Consider the following 19,263-nt stretch of genomic DNA (forward strand, 5'->3'; position numbering starts at 1 on the left):
GGCGCTCTCCTCACCTAGATAGAAACCAAAGAGGCCCTCATGGATCTGCGCAAAATCAAGAAGCTGATCGACCTGCTGGAAGAGTCGAACCTGGCTGAAATCGAAATCAAGGAAGGCGAAGAGTCGGTGCGCCTGTCGCGTGCCCCGGTGGCCGGCTATGCCGCCCCGGTCGCCGCCCCGGTGTACGCCGCTCCGGCCGCCCCGGCACCGCAGGCAATGCCGATGCAGTCGCCGACCGAAGCCTCCACCGGCGGTACCGCCAAGCCGGGCCCGGCACTGCCGGAAGGCCACGTGCTGCGCTCGCCGATGGTCGGCACCTTCTACGCGTCGTCCGCCCCGGACAAGCCGGCCTTCGTCACCGTTGGGCAGCAGGTCAAGGAAGGCGAGACCCTGGCCATCATCGAAGCAATGAAGATGTTCAACCCGATCGAAGCCGACACGTCCGGCACCATCGTCGCCATCCTCGGCGAGAACGGCCAGCCGGTGGAATTCGACCAGCCGCTGTTCGTGATCGGCTGAGGGGCACGCCATGCTCGACAAAGTCGTCATTGCCAACCGAGGGGAGATCGCGCTGCGCATCCTGCGCGCGTGCCACACCCTCGGCATCCGCACGGTGGCCGTGCATTCCACGGTCGACCGCAACCTCAAGCATGTGGCCATGGCCGACGAGTCGGTCTGCATCGGCCCGGCGCCGTCGCCGCAGAGCTACCTCAACATTCCGGCGCTGATCGCCGCCGCTGAAGTCACCGACGCGCAGGCGATCCATCCCGGTTACGGCTTCCTGTCGGAGAACGCCGACTTCGCCGAGCGCGTGGAAGAATCCGGCTTCATCTTCATCGGCCCCAAGGCCGACACCATCCGCATGATGGGCGACAAGGTCGAAGCCATCCGCGCGATGAAGTCGGCCGGCGTGCCGTGCGTGCCCGGTTCGGGCGGCCCGCTGGGCGATGACATCGTCGCCAACACCAAGATCGCCCGTGAGATCGGCTACCCGGTCATCATCAAGGCGGCCGGTGGCGGTGGCGGTCGCGGCATGCGCGTGGTGCATGCCGAGGCCTCGTTGAAGACCTCGATCGAAACCACCAAGAGCGAGGCCAAGGCCGCGTTCGGCAATGGCGAGGTCTACATGGAGAAGTTCCTGGAGAACCCGCGCCACGTGGAAATCCAGGTGCTGGCCGACGGCCAGGGCAACGCCATCCACCTGGGTGAGCGCGACTGCTCGATGCAGCGCCGCCACCAGAAGGTGGTGGAAGAAGCACCGGCACCGGGCATCACCGCCGAACAGCGCGAGCAGATCGGCAAGGTCTGCACCGAAGCCTGCGTGCGCATCGGCTACCGCGGCGCCGGCACCTTCGAGTTCCTGTACGAAGACGGCCGCTTCTACTTCATCGAGATGAACACCCGCATCCAGGTGGAACATCCGGTCACCGAAATGGTCACCGGCATCGACCTGGTGGCCGAGCAGCTGAAGATCGCCGCCGGCCAGAAGCTGTCGATCAAGCAGAGCGACGTGGTGCTGACCGGCCACGCGATCGAGTGCCGCATCAACGCCGAAGACGCCGAGACCTTCGTGCCCAGCCCGGGCACCATCACCGGCTTCCATCCGCCGGGTGGCCCCGGCGTGCGCGTGGATACCCACATCTACAGTGGCTACCGCGTGCCGTCGAACTACGACTCGATGATCGGCAAGCTGATCGTGCACGGCCCGGACCGCGAAACCGCCATCGCCCGCATGCGGGTGGCGCTGAGCGAGATGGTGGTCGACGGCATCAAGACCAACATCGCCCTGCAGCAGCGGATCATGCGCGACAAGGGCTTCCAGGCCGGTGGCCAGAACATCCACTACCTGGAAAAGCGTCTTGCCGAGCGCAAGAACAAGCCGATCGCACTGACCTGATCGGCAGCAGGTACTGGACATGAAAAGGGCGGGGATATCCCCGCCCTTTTTCTATTGCCGTAGAGCCGAGCGTGGGCTCGGCTCTGCAGCAGGTGCATCAGCGCTTGTCGGCAGCTTCGGCCGGGATCTGCGAATTCGCCAGCGGGCGAACACCATTGGGCGAGCTCGGGTCGACGATCACCATCGTCTCGGTGGACCCATCGGGCCACACCACCTGGAAGGTACTGCCTGCCGGCAACGAAGCAAACGGCATGCCGCTCTGCGCGCGATAGACCGCAGCGACCTGGCTGGCACCCACGCGGCGCACATCTTCCTGCGCCTTCACCGTGGTCAGTTCCACTTTCGACAGATGCCGGTAACGATCTTCATAGGTGTCGATCATCAACAGCCCGACCGCGCCGGCCGAATAGGCCACGAACAGCGCCACCCAGAACCAGAACTTGGCCCCATGCAGGAATCGACGGTAGTTCATTGCCCGCCCCTCTTGCCAACCAATCGCTTGATCCACTGCTTCATTTTCCCCGCACCTTGCCGCGAAACCGCAGCGTCATACACGAAATCCCGGAAATCCTGCGTCCCATCCTGCGAACAGATCCCTCCATTCGCACAAAAACTGTTGACCAGCACGCTGTCGGCACCACACGGTAGACCGAGCTCGCAGGCCGCAACCCGCCACGCCAGTTCACTGAGCTGTTCACCCGCCACCAGGCCAGTGAGCGCCTGGTCGCCCGCCGCGCGCACGCCCATGCCCGGTGCAATGGCCATGAAGGCCTCCGGATCGCGCGATGTGCGCACCCGCTCGACCAGGTCACGGCGGTACTCGGGGCTGTCATTCAGCGGCTCGCCTTCGGCAAACAGCGATGCTTCCGCTGCGAGGTTGCCCTGCGTGGCCGCCTTGCGGCGCTCGGCCAGCACCAGCGCGGACCCCAGCTTGTCGCCCGGCACGAAGCCGCCACAGCGCTGCGCCACGCGCTCGCGCGCCTGCACCATCGCCGGTGCAGCGGTCAGGCCCAGCCCGGCCAGCACATTGTTGTCCAACCGATAACCGCCCGGATCGATGGCGTACTGCGCGCAGTAGTCGTAGACCCGGCTGAGCATCCAGCGCGCCTCGTGATTGCCGTCGTCGGCCTGCACGCGCAGGCGCTGCGCGTAGGCGTACAGATCGGTCGCATCCTCGATGTCCGCGCGCAGGTCCAGCGGCAGGCCCGAAGGCAGCGCGTTGCCGCGCTCGAACGCCGCCAGGCGACGCGCCAACGCTTCCGGCACGACCGGCAGGGGCGCCGCATCGTCCGCCGCAACCTGCGCCGTCGGCAGTTCGCCTGCGGTCACCGGTACCGACCCGGCATGGCCGCTGGCCCGATACCCGGCCACGCCCAGCACGGCCACCGCCGGCAGCACGAGCAACCAGGTTTTCAGGGTCGGAGCAAAGGCCATTGGCGGCAGTGAGCGTTCATGGCGCACAGGAAAGCAACAAGTTTAGCAAGGCCCGCCAGGCCTGTCTGAATCGGTTCCGTTCATCTCCAAGCGGCATCTCAGGCAATACGGAGACGCTCCGATGGTCTAGCATGGCCCCCTTTCCCGCGATTGCCCCCACCGCCATGCCGTTCCTGGAACTGACCCTGCGTTGCACCGAAGCTACCCAGCCCCGCTATGAGAATGCGCTGGAGGATGTCGGCGCACTGGCCGTCACGCTGCTTGATGCCGAGGCCGATACCAGCAACGAACAGGCCATTCTCGAGCCGGGCGTGGGCGAGACCCCGCTATGGGACACACTGGTGCTGAGCGCGCTGTTTCCCGCCGACAGCAACGCATTGCTGCTGCTGGCCGCGCTGGAGGCGTTCGACCCGGAACTGGACTGGAGCAGCGGCAGTTTCCGCGCGGTCGAGGACGAGGACTGGGAACGCGCCTGGCTGGACCAGTTCCAGCCGATGGCTTTCGGCAGCCGCACCTGGATCGTGCCGTGGAACCATGAACTGCCGGAGGCCGCACAGGCTGCCGACGCCGCCGTGGTGCGGCTGGACCCGGGCCTGGCGTTCGGCTCGGGCACCCACCCGACCACCGCGCTCTGCCTGTGCTGGCTGGACCAGCTGGCCGTGGATGGCTTGCTGCAGGGCCAGCGCGTGCTCGACTTCGGCTGCGGCTCCGGCATCCTTGCGCTTGCCGCGCTGAAGCTGGGCGCCGCTGAGGCCATCGGCGTGGACAACGATCCGCAGGCCCTGGTCGCCACCGCCGACAATGCCGAGCGCAACGGCGAACAGGCGCGCATGCACGTGTACCTGCCGCCGGACGAACCGGTCGCCACCTACCCGATCGTGGTCGCCAACATCCTCGCCTCGGCACTGGACGCGTTGGCCGAGCTGCTGGCCGCGCGCGTGGCTGCCGGCGGCCGTATTGCCCTGTCCGGCATCCTGCACGGCCAGGAAGGTGAACTGCTGCAGCGCTATGCCGAATGGTTCGACGACCTGCAGGCGACCCAGGATGGCGACTGGATGCGCATCACCGGCGTGCGCCGCGCCTGATCGTGGTTGAATGACTGCTGGATCCGAGCCCGCACCCTGAGCATGTCCGAGCCGAACCCACCGCGACGCCCTCTGGCAACCTTCCTGCGCACCGCCCCGGAAGGTTCGCCCGTGCCTGCGACCGATGCGCGCACGCAGGAACCGCAAGAACACGCGTCGCCTGCCATGCAGGTGCCAGCCGGGCCCGCCGAAGCGGCGCATGTTGCGGCGGAGATGCAGCACGACGATGCGCCTGTCATCGTTGATGACATTGCGGCCATCGCGTCGGCACCGGTTGCAGTGCCGGCAACGACGGCCGCCGTTGACGCGCCGAGTTTCCTTGGCAGTGCGCGCCCCCGCAGCCTGCCGGCACCGCGCTGGCACTGGCTGCTGGTTGCAGGGCTGGCGCTGCTGCTGGTGCTGCAGAGCCTGCTGGCCGACCGTGCGCGGCTGGCCGCCGACGCTGGCAACCGTGCTTGGCTGGGCACGCTCTGCGGCCTCCTGCGCTGCAGCCTGCCGGCCTGGCATGAACCCACTGCCTTTACCATGACCAGCCGCGAGATCCGGCCGCTGCCCGGCCGGGCCGGCGTGCTGCAGGTGCAGGCCAGCATCCGCAACGACGCTCGCTGGGCACAGGCCTGGCCGGACCTGCGCCTGTCACTGTCCGATGCTGATGGCCGGGTGATCGGCAGCGGTGTGTTCACGCCTGCGCAGTACCTTGGCGAGAACCCCGGCGCCGCGCTGCTGGAACCGGGCCAGAGCGCGCGCGTCGCCTTCCGTGTGCAGGAGCCCGCCGCATCCACCGTCGCATTCACCTTCGACTTCCTCTGAACGTGAAAAGGCGACCGGCCGTGGCAGGCCGGGCACGCTCGCGCTAGACTGGCCGCCACCACCTCGTCCGGCCGCGCGCACCGCGCGCACGGGCCCACCGAATCGGGAACCCCCTTGAACGCTGTCCTCTCTCGTCCTGACAACAGTCGTGGCGCTCCCCGGCCACCGCTGCGTGAACATGTCGCCCAATCCGTGCGCCGTTACCTGCGTGACCTCGATGGCTGCGACGCGGACGATGTCTACGAGATCGTGCTGCGCGAGATGGAGATCCCGCTGTTCGTGGAAGTGCTCAACCACTGCGAAGGCAACCAGAGCCGCGCCGCCGCGATGCTGGGCATCCACCGTGCCACCCTGCGCAAGAAGCTGAAGGAATACGGCATCAGCGCGTAAACGCGCACGGGTAGTGCCGGCCGCTGGCCGGCAACCCCACGAACGGTGGCAGGATGTTGCAGTTGCCGGCCAGCGGCCGGCACTACCGGTAGATCCGCCCCATGCGTGGATGGAAGCCCGGCAGAATCAACCGCCGCCGCCCGCCTTCCAGTAATACCGCACCACGTGGAAGAACACCGGCGCGGCGAAGCACACCGAATCCAGCCGGTCGAGCATGCCGCCATGGCCCTCGATCATGTGGCCCCAGTCCTTGATGCCCCGGTCACGCTTGATCGCCGACATCACCAGGCCGCCCCAGAACCCCATCAGGTTGATCAGCAGCGACAGGCCGAACGCCTGCAGCGGCGTGAACGGGGTGATCCACCACAGCGACGCGCCCAGTGCGCTGGCACTCAGCACGCCGCCGACGAAGCCCTCCACCGTCTTCGACGGCGACAGCTTCGGCGCGATCAGGTGCTTGCCCAACAACTTGCCCCAGATGTACTGCAGCACGTCCGAGGACTGCACCACGATCACCAGGAAAGCAAACAGCAGCACGTTGCGCGAGGGGTCATGGCCCGGCACGTGCAGGTTCAGCAGCAGCGGCACATGCGAAATGCAGAACACGCAGATCATCAGCCCCCACTGCACCTTAGCGGTCCGCTCCAGGTAGTGCGTGGTGTCGCCGCCGATGGTCGACAGGATCGGCAGGAACAGGAACGCGTAGACCGGAATCAGCAGCGTGTACATGCCGTACCAGTCGATCCACACCAGGTAGTACTGCCACGGCAGCACGATGTAGAACGCGGCCAGCAGCGCGTAGTAATCGCCTGAGCGGGTCGGCGCCAGGGTGATGAACTCGCGCAGTGCGAACAGCGAGATGATCGCGAACAGCACGATCACCCCGGCGCGGCCGAAGAACAGCGCCAGCCCGACCACGATCGCCATTACCCACCACGCGCGGATGCGCGACACCAGGTTGGCGATGACCGCGCTGGGCCGGCCGCGCTGGCGCCATCGCAGCGTTTCGGCCACCAGCGTGGCCAGTACCAGCACCGCACCGACGCCAGCGAACAGCAGGCCGGTCTGCTGGCCCACGCTCTGCGCTGCCAGGTCGCCGGACACATCGATCAGGAAACTCATGCGCGCCCCCCGTTCGGCGCCAGGTCCAGCAGCGCCTGCCGGCTGCGGGCCAGGAAGGCCGCCTTGTCCTCGTCGGCCTGCAGCCGCAGCGGCGTACCGAAGGTGGCCGTGCACAGCAGCGGCAGCGGCAGGAACCGGCCCTTGGGCATCACCCGCTTCAGGTTGTCGATCCACACCGGCACGAATTCCAGCTCCGGCCGTTGCCGTGCCAGGTGATAGATGCCGCTCTTGAACGGCAGCAGCGGCTCATCGCCCACGTTGCGGGTACCTTCCGGAAACAGGATCAGCGAGCAGTCTTCGTCCACCGCGTCACGCAGGGCCTGCAGCGGATCCTGCTGGCGATGGCCGGCCTCGCGCTCGACCAGCACGCCGTTGAACACCGCATCGATCAGGTAGCGACGCAGGCCGTCGCGCTGCCAGTATTCGGCCGCGGCAACTGGCCGCACCTGGCGCCGCAACGCAGGCGGCATCGACGACCAGATCAGCACGAAGTCGCCATGGCTGGCGTGGTTGCCGTAGTACACACGGCGCTCGCTGGACGGCGCGCAACCGATCCACAGCGCGCGGGCACCGGTCACTACATGGATCGCACCACTGCAGGCGCGGGCAATCAGTTCGGCGAACATTGGTCCCTCCCGTTCACGTCTGCGGCCACAACACGGCCAGCACCAGCAGTGCGAACTGCACCGCTGTCAGCAGGTACTGGCGCAGCAGCAGGCGACGCATGCCGGCCCAGCGCGCGTCCCAGCCCCGCAGGGGCGCCTCGGGCGACGCGCGGCGCAGGCCGCTGTCCTGCAGCAGCTGATCAGTGCGGCGCGCGGCGGCATCGCCGTCCATACGCTCATCGCGCAGCAGCTGCAGCAGGCTGGCGTCCAGCGCAACCCGCCACGCGTGGTACGTCTGGGCCACCCCTGCAGACATGCTGGCCAGCAGCAACCCTGCAGCGATCATCGCCAGGCCCGGCTCGGTGCCGAGCAGCAGCAATGCCACCAGCAGCAGCCCCAGCGACAGGCATGCCGGCCAACGCCCCTGCCGCAGCAGCAGCTGCATGGTCGCCAGATCGGGAACCGTGCTCATGCGCGCACTCCTGCCGCATCGGTGATGGCACGCAGATGGGCCGTACCCAGCACGATGCCAGGGCGCGCAGCACGCACGATCGCCACCGCCGCGTCCGCATCGGCCGCACGACCACTGCGCAGCAGCCAGGTGGCCACGCTGGCGGCGCTGCGCGAATAGCCCAGCGCGCAGCACACCAGCAATGGTCCGTGCGCATGCAGGCGCTCGATGGCCTCGGCCGCTTCGCGCAGCTGTTCCGGTGCAGGGACCACCAGGTCCAGCATCGGCACGCTGGCATACGCGGCGCCCTGCGCGCGACAGGACAGCTCGGCGCAGGCATCCACCACGCCCCCCAGTGGCGGCGGCAACGCGCCGTTGGGAATGCGGCCCAGCCACACGCCGTCCAGCACCGGCTCCGGCTGCGGCGCACGCCGCGTCCACAGCCGCGAGTTGATCCAGGCAGCGCCCAGGTACGGTGCCAGCAGCCATCGCGCGGCCATCGTCAGGCGGCCATCGGCGCGCTTCTGGAACACCGCTGTACCCAGCCCGGCATAGGCCAGCGCCACCAGCAGCAACGACGTCACCGGCCACAGCAGCCACAACGCGGCGCCACGCAGAAGCACCACCGGCACCAGCAATACAGCGGCCCCCAGCAGGTACAACGCTGCCAATCGCCAACGCCTCGCATCACGCGCGGTGTGCCAGGCCCACGATGGTGGCGTGCCCTGCTCCGGCCACAGCCAGACGCACAGCCAACCGGCCAGCAGGCCGGTCGGGATATCGACGAAATGGTGCTGGAACGTGGTCAGCACCGAGACGCCGATCAGCAGTGCCCACACATGCAGTACCCCGCGCCACACGCCATGCAGGTACTGCGCGAACTTCACCCACAGCACGATCAACAGCACGATGTGCAGCGACGGCGCCTGGTTGAACGGCTTGTCGAAGCCCAGCAGCACATCGAACAACCAGCCGAACACACCGCCGATCTCCGGACGCTCGAAGCTGAAACGCAGCGGCCACAGCAGGAAGCAGGCCACCGCGATCAGCTGTGCACTGAACAGTCGCAGCGCATGCCGGTCCAGTTCCAAGCGATGCCGGCACAGGAAGAACGAGATTGCGTAGAACAGATCGATCGACCAGTACGGCACGATCGTCCACGGCACGAACGGGATGCGTGTCTCCCACGCGAACGCCATCACCGGCAGGGTGGCGTGGCGGCCGGCCATCCAGTTGGCGAAGCCGTAGCTGGCGAAGAAGAACGGACCCAGCAGGGCCAGCCACAGCAGGGCGCGCCGCCAGGGGCGCCCTTCCTCGGCCAGCGGGGTTGCGGCGAGCGTCGCCATCACGCGGTCCGGCGCGCCAGCGACACGGTGAAGATGCCGAAGTCGTCGATGCGCTGCGCCACCTTCTCGAAGCCGGCGAGGCGCACCAGCTCATCCATCTCCTGCTGGGTACGGCGACGCATCACCCACGCCGCGCCACCGCGATGGCTGGTCAAGGCGCGCGCGATGAATTCCAGCTGCGGGTGCCAGGGCTGGCCGGTGTAAGCCAGGTAGCCTCCCGCCGGCACCGTTGCGGCAATGCCCTGCAGCGAGCGCAGCACGGCGTCGTTGTCGGGGAACAGTTCGTACAGGCCCGAGACCACCGCCAGTGTCGGTACTGGATCGACCTTGGCCAGTTGCGCCGGATCGAACGCATCGCCCTGCTCGAAGCGGGCGATGTCGGCCGCACCCAGGCGCTCGATCAACGCTTGGCCCTGGGTCACGTTCAGATCGCTGAAATCACGCAGCACGATACGGTCGGCGCGCTGTTCGCCCTGGCCCAGCGCTTCCAGCACATACCGGCCATGGCCGGCGGCCACGTCCAGCACACGCACCGGCGTGCCCTGCCCGCGCAGGCGCTGGGCGGCGTCACGCAGCAGTTCCTGCAGGTGCTGGCCGCGCACGCGGATGCCGCGCCAGCCGATCGCATCCAGGTAGTTGCGATCGACCATCCGCCCCAATGGGCCCTTGCCGCGCGCCTCATTCCGGTAGATGTAGTCCAGCGTGCTACCGGAATCGAAACCGGTCCGCAGGCCCAGCGCGATGCCTTCGGACAGCGTGCCGCCGAAGCGCAGGCCGCCACGCACCACGCGCCAGCGCAGGTCGGCCAGGCTGTTGCGCTCCGGTGGCCAGGCCAGGATCTCGGATTCTTCGAAGGTTGGCCCGTGACGGTGCGCGTCGCGCCGTGACAGCTCGCGCAGCGGCTCGGCAAAACGCGCCTGGATGAAGCTGCGGATGCGCGCCAGTGCTGGTGCACGATCGCGCTCGCCGAGCGTGTCGTGGAAGAAGCCCGGCAGATGCACACGCTCCTTGATCGGGCTGGACAGGCGCTCGTAGAAGCGGTCCTGCGGGCCACGGTGCACGACGAAATCCGAGCCGGACACCAGCAGCTGCACCGGTACGCTGATTGCCTGCGCATCGGCCACGATGCGGTCGGCCGCCTCGTACAGGCCCAGCAGCACGCGCACCGAAATCGGCCGGGTGATCAGCGGGTCGGTGCGATAGCTTTCCACCCGCGCCGGATCGTGGGTCAGCCACTGCGGCTTGACGTAGCTGTTGACGAAGAAGTTGCCACGCAACTTCTGCATCAAGGCCAGGCCCGGCCGCGCGAACGGCACGTACAGCTTCACCTTGAACGCCGGCGAGGCCATGACCAGCGCGCGCAGGCGTGGCGCGTAGTCGTGCACCCAGGTCGCGGCGACCACCGCCCCTACGCTCTGCGCGATCACCACGATGTCTTCCACCGCAATGCCGTGCTCGGCGCCGATGTGGGCGATGAAACTGTCCAGATCACGCACCAGCGCCGGGAAGCCCGGTGCATCGCCCCGTGCGCCCGGCGAACGGCCATTGCCGCGCGCGTCCCAGGCGAAGAAGGCGGTGTCGGGCAGGTCCAGCTCATCGACCAGGTGGGTGACCCGGCCGGAGTGCTCATGGCCGCGGTGCAGCAGCACGATGGCCTTGGTGGCCGGCGTTGCGGTGGTGCCCGCCCAGTACCGGTAGAACAGCGGTACCTGGTCGAAGCTGTGGAATTCCCGTTCCTGCGCCTGACGCATGCAATCTCCTGATTGTCTTCTTGTATCTGCTTGATTAATTCGGCGAAACCGCTGCTTCCCGCAGTCCCCGACGGACGCGGTTGACCATCGTCAGCACGCACAGCACCGCCATGACCGCGGCCACGCCAGTGACCGTCATCGCGCCAACCCACTCAAACGCCAGCAGCAGGCCCAGCGCACCGATCACGAACGCGCGGTCGCTCTTGCCCATCGGGCCGTCGTAGCGGCGGCTGGCACCGACCATCAGCCCCAGCACCCCGGCGTACTCGCTCAGGGCCGCGGTCCAGGCCAGCAGCCACAGCGTCTCGGGGCGCACGCCCGGCACACTGAGCAGGCTCAGGTACAGCGCCGCATCGGCGATCACATCGCACAGCTCATTCAGATAGGCGCCCAGCCGCGACTGCTGGCCGAACTCGCGGGCCAGCATGCCGTCCACGGCGTTGAGCGCCATGCGCAGCAGCATCCACAGTGGCAGCAGCAGGTACAGCAGGGGCTGGGCCGGCGCGCAGCACCGGACGGCGGCGGCCACCAGCAGCGAGACCACGGCAGCGGCCACGGTCACCGTATTGGCAGTGATCCCCATGCGGTACAGGCCGCGTACGGCTGGACGCAACAGGTCCTGGAAACGTCCTTTCAATGCATAGATCGACATGATCCGTACCCGCTGATCCTTGGCAGTGCGGGCACAGCCTACCCCATCGTTGGCAGATTCCGACAACCCTGCTCTGGTCCGCAGGCCAGCCCCCGGATCGGGCCGGATCGGTGTGCCCGACCCGGCCTTGCGTCGATCGCCACGGCAAATTACCCCTTCCAGCGCCCGCCACCGGCCCCCACCGCCTACAATATCGGCCCCGCTCCGCTGCCGATTCTGTCCCATGACTGCTGATCTGTTGCCCGTCCGCCGGGCCCTCCTCTCCGTTTCCGACAAGACCGGTCTGGTCGAGCTGGCCACTGCGCTGGCGGCACGCGGCGTGGAGCTGCTGTCCACCGGCGGCACCGCCAAGGCGATCCGCGATGCGGGCCTGGCCGTGAAGGACGTGGCCGACGTCACCGGTTTCCCGGAAATGATGGACGGCCGGGTCAAGACCCTGCACCCGATGGTGCACGGCGGCCTGCTCGGCCGTTCGGGCCTGGATGATGCGGTAATGGCCGAACACGGCATCGGTGCCATCGACCTGCTGGTGCTGAACCTGTACCCGTTCGAATCGGTCACCGCCAAGGCCGACTGCACGCTGGCCGACGCGGTCGAGAACATCGACATCGGCGGCCCGGCCATGCTGCGTTCGGCAGCCAAGAACTTCGCCCGCGTGGCGGTGGCCACCGACCCGTCGCAGTACGCCGAACTGCTGGCCTCGCTGGACGCCAACGACGGCCAGCTGTCGGCCGCCACCCGCTTCGCGTTCTCGGTGGCCGCGTTCAACCGCGTTGCCCAGTACGACGCCGCGATCAGCAACTACCTGTCGGCGGTCACCGCCACCGACGCCGCCGTGCCGGCCCGCGCCGAGTACCCGGCGCAGATGAACTCCACCTTCGTGAAGGTGATGGACCTGCGCTACGGCGAGAACCCGCACCAGAGCGGCGCGTTCTACCGCGACCTGTACCCGGTGCCGGGCACGCTGGCCACCTTCCAGCAGCTCCAGGGCAAGGAGCTGAGCTACAACAACCTGGCCGACGCCGATGCGGCGTGGGAATGCGTGCGCCAGTTCGATGCGCCGGCCTGCGTCATCGTCAAGCACGCCAATCCGTGCGGCGTGGCGGTTGGCGCCGGCAACGGCGATGCCTACGAGCTGGCCTACGCCACCGACCCGACCAGCGCCTTCGGCGGCATCATCGCCTTCAACAAGCCGCTGGACGCCGCCACTGCCAAGGTGATCCTGGACCGCCAGTTCGTGGAAGTGCTGATTGCCCCGGATTACGAGCCGGCCGCGCTGGAATACGCACAGAAGAAGGCCAACGTGCGCGTGCTGCGCATCCCGCACGGTGATGGCCTGAACAACTTCGACAGCAAGCGCGTCGGCTCGGGCCTGCTGCTGCAGTCCTCGGACAACCGCGGCATGACCCGCGACGAACTGAAGGTGGTCAGCAAGCTGGCGCCGACCGACAAGCAGTTCACCGACCTGCTGTTCGCCTGGAAGGTGGCCAAGTTCGTGAAGTCCAACGCGATTGTGTACGCCAAGGACAACCGCACGATTGGCGTGGGCGCCGGCCAGATGAGCCGCGTGTACTCGGCGCGCATCGCCGGCATCAAGGCCGCCGATGCCAACCTGGTGGTCGAGGGTTCGGTGATGGCCTCCGATGCGTTCTTCCCGTTCCGCGACGGCATCGATGCCGCCGCCGCCGCCGGCATCAAGGCGGTGATCCAGCCGGGCGGTTCGATGCGCGATGCCGAAGTGATCGCCGCCGCCGACGAACATGGCCTGGCCATGGTGTTCACCGGCGTGCGCCACTTCCGCCACTGATACTGGAGCGACACGGATGTCCGCAGTCTCACTGAAATCGCTGGCCATGCTCGCCCTCGCGGGCGCGGCCGTGCTGGCCGGCTGCAAGCCTGCGGCCGCCCCGGTGCCTGCGTCGTCGCCACAGGCCGCCACGTCGGCCCCTGCCGAGCCGACGGCGCACGTGAGCCGCACCGCACGACTGCAGGCCTTCCTGGTCCAGCGCTACGGCAAGAACGCCAGGCTCTCCGGTGAATGGCACGGCAGCTGGAACGACGACGGCGAAACCCGCCCGATGGACTGGCACGTCTGCGCCGAGCAGCCGGTGGTGAGCGGTGACAGCTGGCAGCAGTTGCTGGCGGTCTGCGGCGCACTGTCCGAAGGCGCGCACATCGACGCGGGAACGATCGACTTCTTCGTGCTGCGCCCGAAGGGCGATGGCTTCGACGTGACCAGCGAACTGACCGGCGAACGCTTCGGCAGCGGTGGCCAGCCCGGCACGGTCAGTGTCATCCGCGCCGGTAGCGACTTCCATGGCTTCCGCGTCGAGGACGGCTGGTTCGGGCAGGGCTTCTCGCTGCTCTCGCAGTCGCTGATCCTGCCAGGCCCGAACGGCCTGGTGGCCAGCGGCAGCGTGCGCAGCCATATCGACAATGATGCCCAGTACGAGTGCGACAACCCAGGGGCCAGCAGCGACCCGGAGACCGTCGAGGACTGCCGTACCCGCCGCTTCAGCATCGATTTCGCACTGCGCTTCGACGACAGCGATCGCAGCGCGCGCATCTGGCCGCTGCTGATCGAGGAAACCGGAACCACCTGTGGTGGCAAGCAGGTCCGGCAGGAACACCGCTTTACCCTGGACCCGAAGACCTGGGCCTATTCCTTCCCCGAATCGCTGCGACGCGAAGGCTGCGAATGAAGCACCTGCGCCAACGGGGACATCGACCTTCCCTTCCCACGCAATCTGGAATCTCGTGATGAACGTACTTGTCATCGGCTCTGGCGGCCGCGAACACGCCCTGGCATGGAAGCTGGCCCAGTCCTCCCGTGTCACCGAAGTGATCGTGGCGCCCGGCAACGCCGGCACCGCCAGCGAAGACAAGTGCCGCAACGTGGCGGTGAAAGTGACCGACATCGACGGCCTGCTGGCGCTGGCCCAGGCCGAAGGCGTGGCGCTGACCGTGGTCGGCCCGGAAGTACCGCTGGTGGCCGGCGTGGTCGACCGCTTCCGCGCCGCCGGCCTGCGCATCTTCGGGCCGACCGCCGCCGCCGCGCAGCTGGAAGGCAGCAAGGCCTACGCCAAGGACTTCCTGGCCCGCCACAACATCCCCACCGCGTTCTACGCCGTGCACACCGAGGTGGATGCCGCGCTGGCCTATGTGCGCGAGAAGGGCGCCCCGATCGTGGTCAAGGCCGATGGCCTGGCCGCCGGCAAGGGCGTGATCGTGGCGATGACCCTGGCCGAAGCCGAAGACGCGGTGCGTGACATGCTGTCGGGCAACGCCTTCGGCGATGCCGGTGCGCGCGTGGTGATCGAAGAGTTCCTCGATGGCGAGGAAGCCAGCTTCATTTCGATGGTGGACGGCGTGCACGCGCTGCCGATGGCCACTTCGCAGGACCACAAGCGCGTCGGCGACGGCGACACCGGTCCGAACACCGGCGGCATGGGCGCCTATTCGCCGGCCCCGGTGGTGACGCCGGAGGTGCATGCGCGGGTGATGCGCGAGGTGGTGAACCCCACCGTGCAGGGCATGATCGCCGACGGCATCCCGTTCACCGGCTTCCTCTACGCGGGCCTGATGATCGACGCCAGCGGCGCGCCGAAGGTGATCGAATTCAACGTGCGCTTTGGCGACCCGGAAACGCAGCCGGTGATGCTGCGCCTGCAGTCGGACCTGGTCGAGCTGGTGGAAGCGGCCATCGATGGCCGCCTGGACCAGGTCGAAGCGCAGTGGGACGTGCGCCCGTCGCTGGGCGTGGTGCTGGCGGCCAGGCCGTACCCGGAAGCGCCGATCACCGGTGACGTGATTTCCGGCCTGGACGACGTGCCGGCCAGTGCCAAGGTGTTCCATGCGGGGACTGCATTGGACGCGCAGGGCCACGTGGTCAGTGCCGGCGGTCGCGTGCTGTGCGTGGCCGCAATGGGCGACAGCGTGCGCGACGCGCAGGCCAATGCCTATGCCGGCGTGGCCAAGGTGACCTGGGCCAACGAGTTCCACCGCAACGACATCGGCTGGCGCGCGATCGCACGCGAGGGGTGAGGCACACCCCCGCTTCCATGCATGGCGCGGATTGAATACCACGGTAAAGCAAAGGCCCGGCATTGCCGGGCCTTTGCTTTACAGGACTGCTTCGAGACCCTTCCGATCAATCAGGTTCAAAAGCTTCAGCGACGGCCCGCTCGGCTTCTTCTCGCCCTGTTCCCAGCTACGGACCGTCGAAACGCTGGTGTTGAGCACACCTGCGAACACCGGCTGGCTAAGTTCCAACGACGTGCGAAGTGCACGGATCTGGGCGCTGCTGTATTCGGGCACAGGCTCCAGACAAAGCGCCTCGTACATGCTCATGCGCCGCTTGTCGATGAAGCCGCTGGCGTAAAGGCCCGCCGCGCCTTCATGCACCGCATCGAGGATCGCACTCTTTGCGCGTCTATGTTCAACCGTCTTTGTCATGGCAAATCTCCTGCAGTTCTCCGCAGATAACTGCCCTGTCCAACTGTGCAGGGCTCATTCTCAAGAACTCAGACGCATACAGCTGAAGGGCATCCCGTTCCGCACTACTGATGGTCGCGCGCGCGTTCTTCTCGTAGCAGAAGAGAAAGAACCAGTAGCGCCCCACCTTGGTTGCGACAATAACGCGGGCGCTACCGCGCTTTCCGCGGCCCGGCAGCGCAACTCGCTTTTTGAGAAGGCCGCCCCCTATGTCTGCATCAATCAGTCCTTGACGCATTTCCACCACCGCGCGGCACAAGGCTCTATCGGTCAGTGAAGAACGTCGTGTACTGCGGTTGAAGCTTCGAGTGCGGAAGACACGTGACATGATCATACCGTGCCACCGAGTGGTACGGCGTGAAAATCAGCGTCCAGCGCATGCTGCGGTCGGCGCGGTTACCGCCCTGGCGTCAGGATTGATCCACGCCATGCGTGGATGCGCTCCAAAAACAAAAAGGCCCGGCATCACCGCCGGGCCTTTCTTCATTCCAACGCCTTCCCGCTTACGCGGTGAACAGCGCCTTCATCTTCTTCAGCGCGTTCGCCTCAACCTGGCGGATGCGCTCGGCCGACACGCCGTACTCGTCGGCCAGCTCCTGCAGCGTCACCTTGCTGTCGGCGTCCAGCCAGCGACGGCGGATGATGTCGCGCGAGCGGGCATCCAGTTCCGCCAGGCCTTCGCGCAGCAGCTGCATCTGGTTGTCTTCGCTGTCCTCGCGCTCGTAGGCCATCGACGGGTCTTCGTCATCGGCAACCAGGAACGCAGCCGGCGACGGCGGTGCGTGTTCGTTGTCCTCGTCGGTCGGCGCGTCGAAACCGATATCGCGGCCGGACAGGCGCGACTCCATTTCCATGACCTCGCGCTCGGACACGTTCAGGTCCTTGGCCACCGCGCTCACTTCCGCCGCGTTCATCCAGCCCAGGCGCGTCTTCGACTTGCGCAGGTTGAAGAACAGCTTGCGCTGCGCCTTGGTGGTGGCGACCTTCACGATGCGCCAGTTCTTCAGGATGAACTCGTGCATCTCTGCACGGATCCAGTGCACGGCGAAGGAGACCAGGCGCACGCCCATGTCCGGGTCGAAGCGCTTGACCGCCTTCATCAGGCCGATGTTGCCTTCCTGGATCAGATCGCCCAGGGCAAGGCCATAGCCGTTGTAACCGCGGGCCACGTGCACCACGAAGCGCAGGTGCGAATGCACCAGCTCGCGGGCGGCGTCCAGATCGTTGCCGTCGCGGAAGCGACGGGCCAGGTCCTGTTCGTCATCGACCGACAGCACCGGGATCTGGTGCACGGCACCGATGTAGGCGTCCAGCGAACCGAGCGCACTGGGAATCGGGAGATTGTTTGCCACAAGGGCAGTAGAGGTGTTCTGGCTCATAGGCACCCATCTTAGCAGTCCGGGATTTGGACTGCTAAAGGAGGAAAAAGTTCCAGCATCCTATTGATGCAACACTGGTCCCAAACAGAGCCCTACCGTAGCGCGATTTGATGACAGTGGCGAGCGCGCTTTTCGGGATTCACAATCCCTTGGAATTCAAGCAATTACCTGCCGGGAACCGGCCGATTCCGGTCAAGCGGAGCTGAACGGGCCGTTCTGGAGGCCCATTCAGGCCAGGGAACGTTGTCCGGCGTTCAGGCCCGGCCGCCAGCCGGCGCTCAGAGCACCGAGCGCGGCGGCAGCGACCAGTCGATCGGGGCCTGGCCGCGACGCAGCAGGTACTCGTTGGCCATCGAGAAATGGCGGCAGCCGAGGAAGCCACGATGGGCCGACAGCGGCGACGGATGCGGGGCCTTCAGAACGCGATGGCGACGGGTATCAATGACCTTGCCCTTCTGCTGCGCGTAGGCACCCCAGAGCATGAACACCAAGCCTTCGCGTTCGCGGTTGAGCACGTCCACCACGTGATCGGTGAAGCCTTCCCAGCCACGGCCCTGGTGTGCGCCGGCCTTGCCCTCCTCCACCGTCAGCACGGCATTGAGCAGCAGCACGCCGCGTTGCGCCCACGGGATCAGGCAGCCGTGGTCCGGGCGCGGGATACCGAGATCGCTCTCGATCTCCTTGTAAATGTTCAGCAGCGACGGCGGCACCGGCACGCCCGGCGGCACCGAGAAACTCAGGCCATGCGCCTGGCCACGGCCGTGGTACGGGTCCTGGCCGAGGATCACCACATTCACCTGCTCGAATGGCGTGGCGTCGAATGCGGCGAAGATCTGCGGGCCGGGCGGGAATACCGCCGCGCCACTGGCCTTGCGCTGGCGCAGGAAGCTGGACAGCTCGCGCATCTGCGGCTGCAGGAGGTAATCGCCGACATGCTGCTTCCAGCTCGGTTCCAGCTGGATCGTCGGGGTGTCCGCTACTTCATCAATCATTGCACCACTTCATCGAATCAGGGGTCCATCGTTCAACCGGGCCAGGCGCAGCTGGAACAGCACCTTGGTGACCAGCAGCCGTTCTTCGATCGGCTTGAGTACCAGGTCGTTGGCGCCGGACTGCAGCAGCCCGGTCTGGTTATGCGGGTTGCCGTCGCCGGTCATCACCAGCACCGGCAGGCGGCGCTTGCCGTAGCCGAAGTCCACGCGCACGCGCTGCACCACGTCGCGGCCGCTCAGTTCGCCCTTCAGGGTGACGTCGGTCAGCACCAGGTCGATGCGATGGCGGCTGCGGCCCAGCGACTCGGCGGTGAGCAGGGTGAACGCCTCTTCGGCGCTGACCACGTGCAGCACGTTCAACTGCTGGCGTTCGAGCATGCGCTTGGTGGCCTCGGCCACCACGCGGCTGTCCTCGATATAGAGGATGGTCGCGCCGGGAATGGTCTGCGGCTGCACATAGCCGCGGATGAAGGTCGCCAGCGCCTCGTGGCCCAGCGCCTTGTCGAAATAGTCGGTGACGTACTCGGTGAAGCGACGCTGCTCCAGATGCTGCTGGGCATCGCCGGACACCACGATCACCGGCACGTAGGCCTGGCCGGCCGCTTCGCGGATCATCCGCGCCAGCGCCAGGCCGTCGCCATCACGCAGGGTCAGCGAGGTGGTCACCAGGTCCACCGGGCCCTGCGCCAGCGCCTGCTGCGCATCCTCGATGCTGTCGCAGCCAATCACCTCCACGCCCGGCAGGTCGCGCTGCAGGACGTCGGCGATCAGCTTGCGGACCAGCTTCGAGCCATCGACCACCATCACCCGCGTCGCGGGCCCTTCAAGGTGCTTCAGCGCTTGCGGTTGCATGCC

Annotated in this window: 21 protein-coding genes; 8 read left to right on the forward strand and 13 right to left on the reverse strand. The window is 67.0% G+C overall.

Features of this window, described 5'->3' with window-relative positions; translation table 11 throughout:
- The first annotated feature begins 39 nt into the window (after positions 1-39).
- The gene (accB, locus tag AC5P5X_RS09000) at positions 40-519 is read left to right on the forward strand and encodes an acetyl-CoA carboxylase biotin carboxyl carrier protein (protein ID WP_005411252.1); all 480 of its coding nucleotides are present in this window, start codon (positions 40-42) and stop codon (positions 517-519) included.
- A gap of 10 nt (positions 520-529) precedes the next feature.
- On the forward strand, positions 530-1,897 hold the full coding sequence (gene accC, locus AC5P5X_RS09005) for an acetyl-CoA carboxylase biotin carboxylase subunit (protein WP_005411253.1): 1,368 nt from the start codon (positions 530-532) through the stop codon (positions 1,895-1,897).
- A gap of 97 nt (positions 1,898-1,994) precedes the next feature.
- Here accC and AC5P5X_RS09010 read toward each other — a convergent pair whose 3' ends face one another.
- Both AC5P5X_RS09010 and AC5P5X_RS09015 read right to left on the reverse strand, forming a co-directional pair.
- Positions 1,995-2,369: a hypothetical protein gene (locus AC5P5X_RS09010; RefSeq protein ID WP_005411254.1), complete on the reverse strand. Its 375-nt coding sequence runs from the start codon at positions 2,367-2,369 to the stop codon at positions 1,995-1,997.
- Positions 2,366-3,331 (reverse strand): hypothetical protein, encoded by a 966-nt coding sequence (locus AC5P5X_RS09015; protein ID WP_032967023.1) that lies wholly within the window; start codon positions 3,329-3,331, stop codon positions 2,366-2,368. The genes AC5P5X_RS09010 and AC5P5X_RS09015 overlap by 4 nt, the downstream gene beginning before the upstream one ends.
- A 164-nt stretch (positions 3,332-3,495) precedes the next feature.
- On the opposite strand from AC5P5X_RS09015, the gene prmA reads away from it, so the two are divergent.
- From prmA to fis, 3 genes are all read left to right on the forward strand, one after another.
- Entirely contained in the window at positions 3,496-4,416 is a 921-nt protein-coding gene (prmA, locus tag AC5P5X_RS09020) for a 50S ribosomal protein L11 methyltransferase (protein WP_049459111.1), read from the forward strand.
- Positions 4,417-4,458: 42 nt separating this feature from the next.
- A complete protein-coding gene (locus AC5P5X_RS09025) occupies positions 4,459-5,226 on the forward strand; it encodes a DUF3426 domain-containing protein (protein WP_100438944.1) in 768 nt (255 codons plus the stop codon).
- A gap of 114 nt (positions 5,227-5,340) precedes the next feature.
- A complete protein-coding gene (gene fis, locus AC5P5X_RS09030; protein ID WP_005419706.1) occupies positions 5,341-5,616 on the forward strand; it encodes a DNA-binding transcriptional regulator Fis in 276 nt (91 codons plus the stop codon).
- A 126-nt stretch (positions 5,617-5,742) separates the two neighbouring features.
- Here fis and AC5P5X_RS09035 read toward each other — a convergent pair whose 3' ends face one another.
- Genes AC5P5X_RS09035 through AC5P5X_RS09060 form a run of 6 tightly spaced genes read right to left on the reverse strand, consistent with a single transcriptional unit; the run spans position 5,743 to position 11,543 of the window.
- Positions 5,743-6,738, reverse strand: coding sequence for a phosphatidate cytidylyltransferase (locus AC5P5X_RS09035; RefSeq protein WP_495215964.1), 996 nt, complete (start codon positions 6,736-6,738; stop codon positions 5,743-5,745).
- Positions 6,735-7,364: a lysophospholipid acyltransferase family protein gene (locus tag AC5P5X_RS09040; protein WP_005411260.1), complete on the reverse strand. Its 630-nt coding sequence runs from the start codon at positions 7,362-7,364 to the stop codon at positions 6,735-6,737. The genes AC5P5X_RS09035 and AC5P5X_RS09040 overlap by 4 nt, the downstream gene beginning before the upstream one ends.
- Before the next feature lie 13 nt (positions 7,365-7,377).
- Positions 7,378-7,815: a hypothetical protein gene (locus AC5P5X_RS09045; RefSeq protein ID WP_100438945.1), complete on the reverse strand. Its 438-nt coding sequence runs from the start codon at positions 7,813-7,815 to the stop codon at positions 7,378-7,380.
- Positions 7,812-9,140 carry a phosphatase PAP2/dual specificity phosphatase family protein gene (locus tag AC5P5X_RS09050; protein WP_109337587.1) on the reverse strand — a complete coding sequence of 443 codons (1,329 nt, stop codon included), beginning with the start codon at positions 9,138-9,140 and terminating at the stop codon, positions 7,812-7,814. Before AC5P5X_RS09050 ends, AC5P5X_RS09045 begins: the two co-directional genes overlap by 4 nt.
- Positions 9,140-10,891: a bifunctional alpha/beta hydrolase/class I SAM-dependent methyltransferase gene (locus AC5P5X_RS09055; RefSeq protein WP_005414657.1), complete on the reverse strand. Its 1,752-nt coding sequence runs from the start codon at positions 10,889-10,891 to the stop codon at positions 9,140-9,142. The genes AC5P5X_RS09050 and AC5P5X_RS09055 overlap by 1 nt, the downstream gene beginning before the upstream one ends.
- A gap of 34 nt (positions 10,892-10,925) precedes the next feature.
- A complete protein-coding gene (locus AC5P5X_RS09060) occupies positions 10,926-11,543 on the reverse strand; it encodes a CDP-alcohol phosphatidyltransferase family protein (protein ID WP_100438947.1) in 618 nt (205 codons plus the stop codon).
- Between the two features lie 223 nt (positions 11,544-11,766).
- Here AC5P5X_RS09060 and purH point away from each other — a divergent pair, with 223 nt between their 5' ends.
- From purH to purD, 3 genes are read left to right on the forward strand one after another with little or no spacing between them, the layout of a single operon-like run.
- Positions 11,767-13,350 carry a bifunctional phosphoribosylaminoimidazolecarboxamide formyltransferase/IMP cyclohydrolase gene (gene purH, locus AC5P5X_RS09065; protein WP_099473486.1) on the forward strand — a complete coding sequence of 528 codons (1,584 nt, stop codon included), beginning with the start codon at positions 11,767-11,769 and terminating at the stop codon, positions 13,348-13,350.
- A 16-nt stretch (positions 13,351-13,366) separates the two neighbouring features.
- Entirely contained in the window at positions 13,367-14,245 is an 879-nt protein-coding gene (locus AC5P5X_RS09070; protein WP_099473488.1) for a hypothetical protein, read from the forward strand.
- A gap of 58 nt (positions 14,246-14,303) precedes the next feature.
- Entirely contained in the window at positions 14,304-15,587 is a 1,284-nt protein-coding gene (gene purD, locus AC5P5X_RS09075) for a phosphoribosylamine--glycine ligase (RefSeq protein ID WP_111189005.1), read from the forward strand.
- A gap of 78 nt (positions 15,588-15,665) precedes the next feature.
- Here the strand turns inward: purD and AC5P5X_RS09080 are convergent, their stop codons facing one another.
- The 5 genes from AC5P5X_RS09080 to AC5P5X_RS09100 all read right to left on the reverse strand — a co-directional run bounded on the left by AC5P5X_RS09080 (position 15,666) and on the right by AC5P5X_RS09100 (position 19,260).
- A complete protein-coding gene (locus AC5P5X_RS09080) occupies positions 15,666-15,998 on the reverse strand; it encodes a helix-turn-helix domain-containing protein (protein ID WP_005414661.1) in 333 nt (110 codons plus the stop codon).
- Positions 15,982-16,365 (reverse strand): type II toxin-antitoxin system RelE/ParE family toxin, encoded by a 384-nt coding sequence (locus AC5P5X_RS09085; protein WP_033834072.1) that lies wholly within the window; start codon positions 16,363-16,365, stop codon positions 15,982-15,984. Before AC5P5X_RS09085 ends, AC5P5X_RS09080 begins: the two co-directional genes overlap by 17 nt.
- A 175-nt stretch (positions 16,366-16,540) precedes the next feature.
- Complete coding sequence (rpoH, locus tag AC5P5X_RS09090; protein ID WP_005411269.1) at positions 16,541-17,416, reverse strand: RNA polymerase sigma factor RpoH; 876 nt, start codon at positions 17,414-17,416, stop codon at positions 16,541-16,543.
- A gap of 278 nt (positions 17,417-17,694) precedes the next feature.
- Positions 17,695-18,408 (reverse strand): uracil-DNA glycosylase, encoded by a 714-nt coding sequence (gene ung / locus AC5P5X_RS09095; protein ID WP_099473496.1) that lies wholly within the window; start codon positions 18,406-18,408, stop codon positions 17,695-17,697.
- A gap of 9 nt (positions 18,409-18,417) precedes the next feature.
- Positions 18,418-19,260, reverse strand: a complete 843-nt coding sequence (locus tag AC5P5X_RS09100) for a response regulator (protein ID WP_043034539.1) — start codon at positions 19,258-19,260, stop codon at positions 18,418-18,420.
- Positions 19,261-19,263 lie beyond the last annotated feature (3 nt).

It is taken from the genome of Stenotrophomonas sp. YJH_SMC_91 (assembly GCF_059368495.1).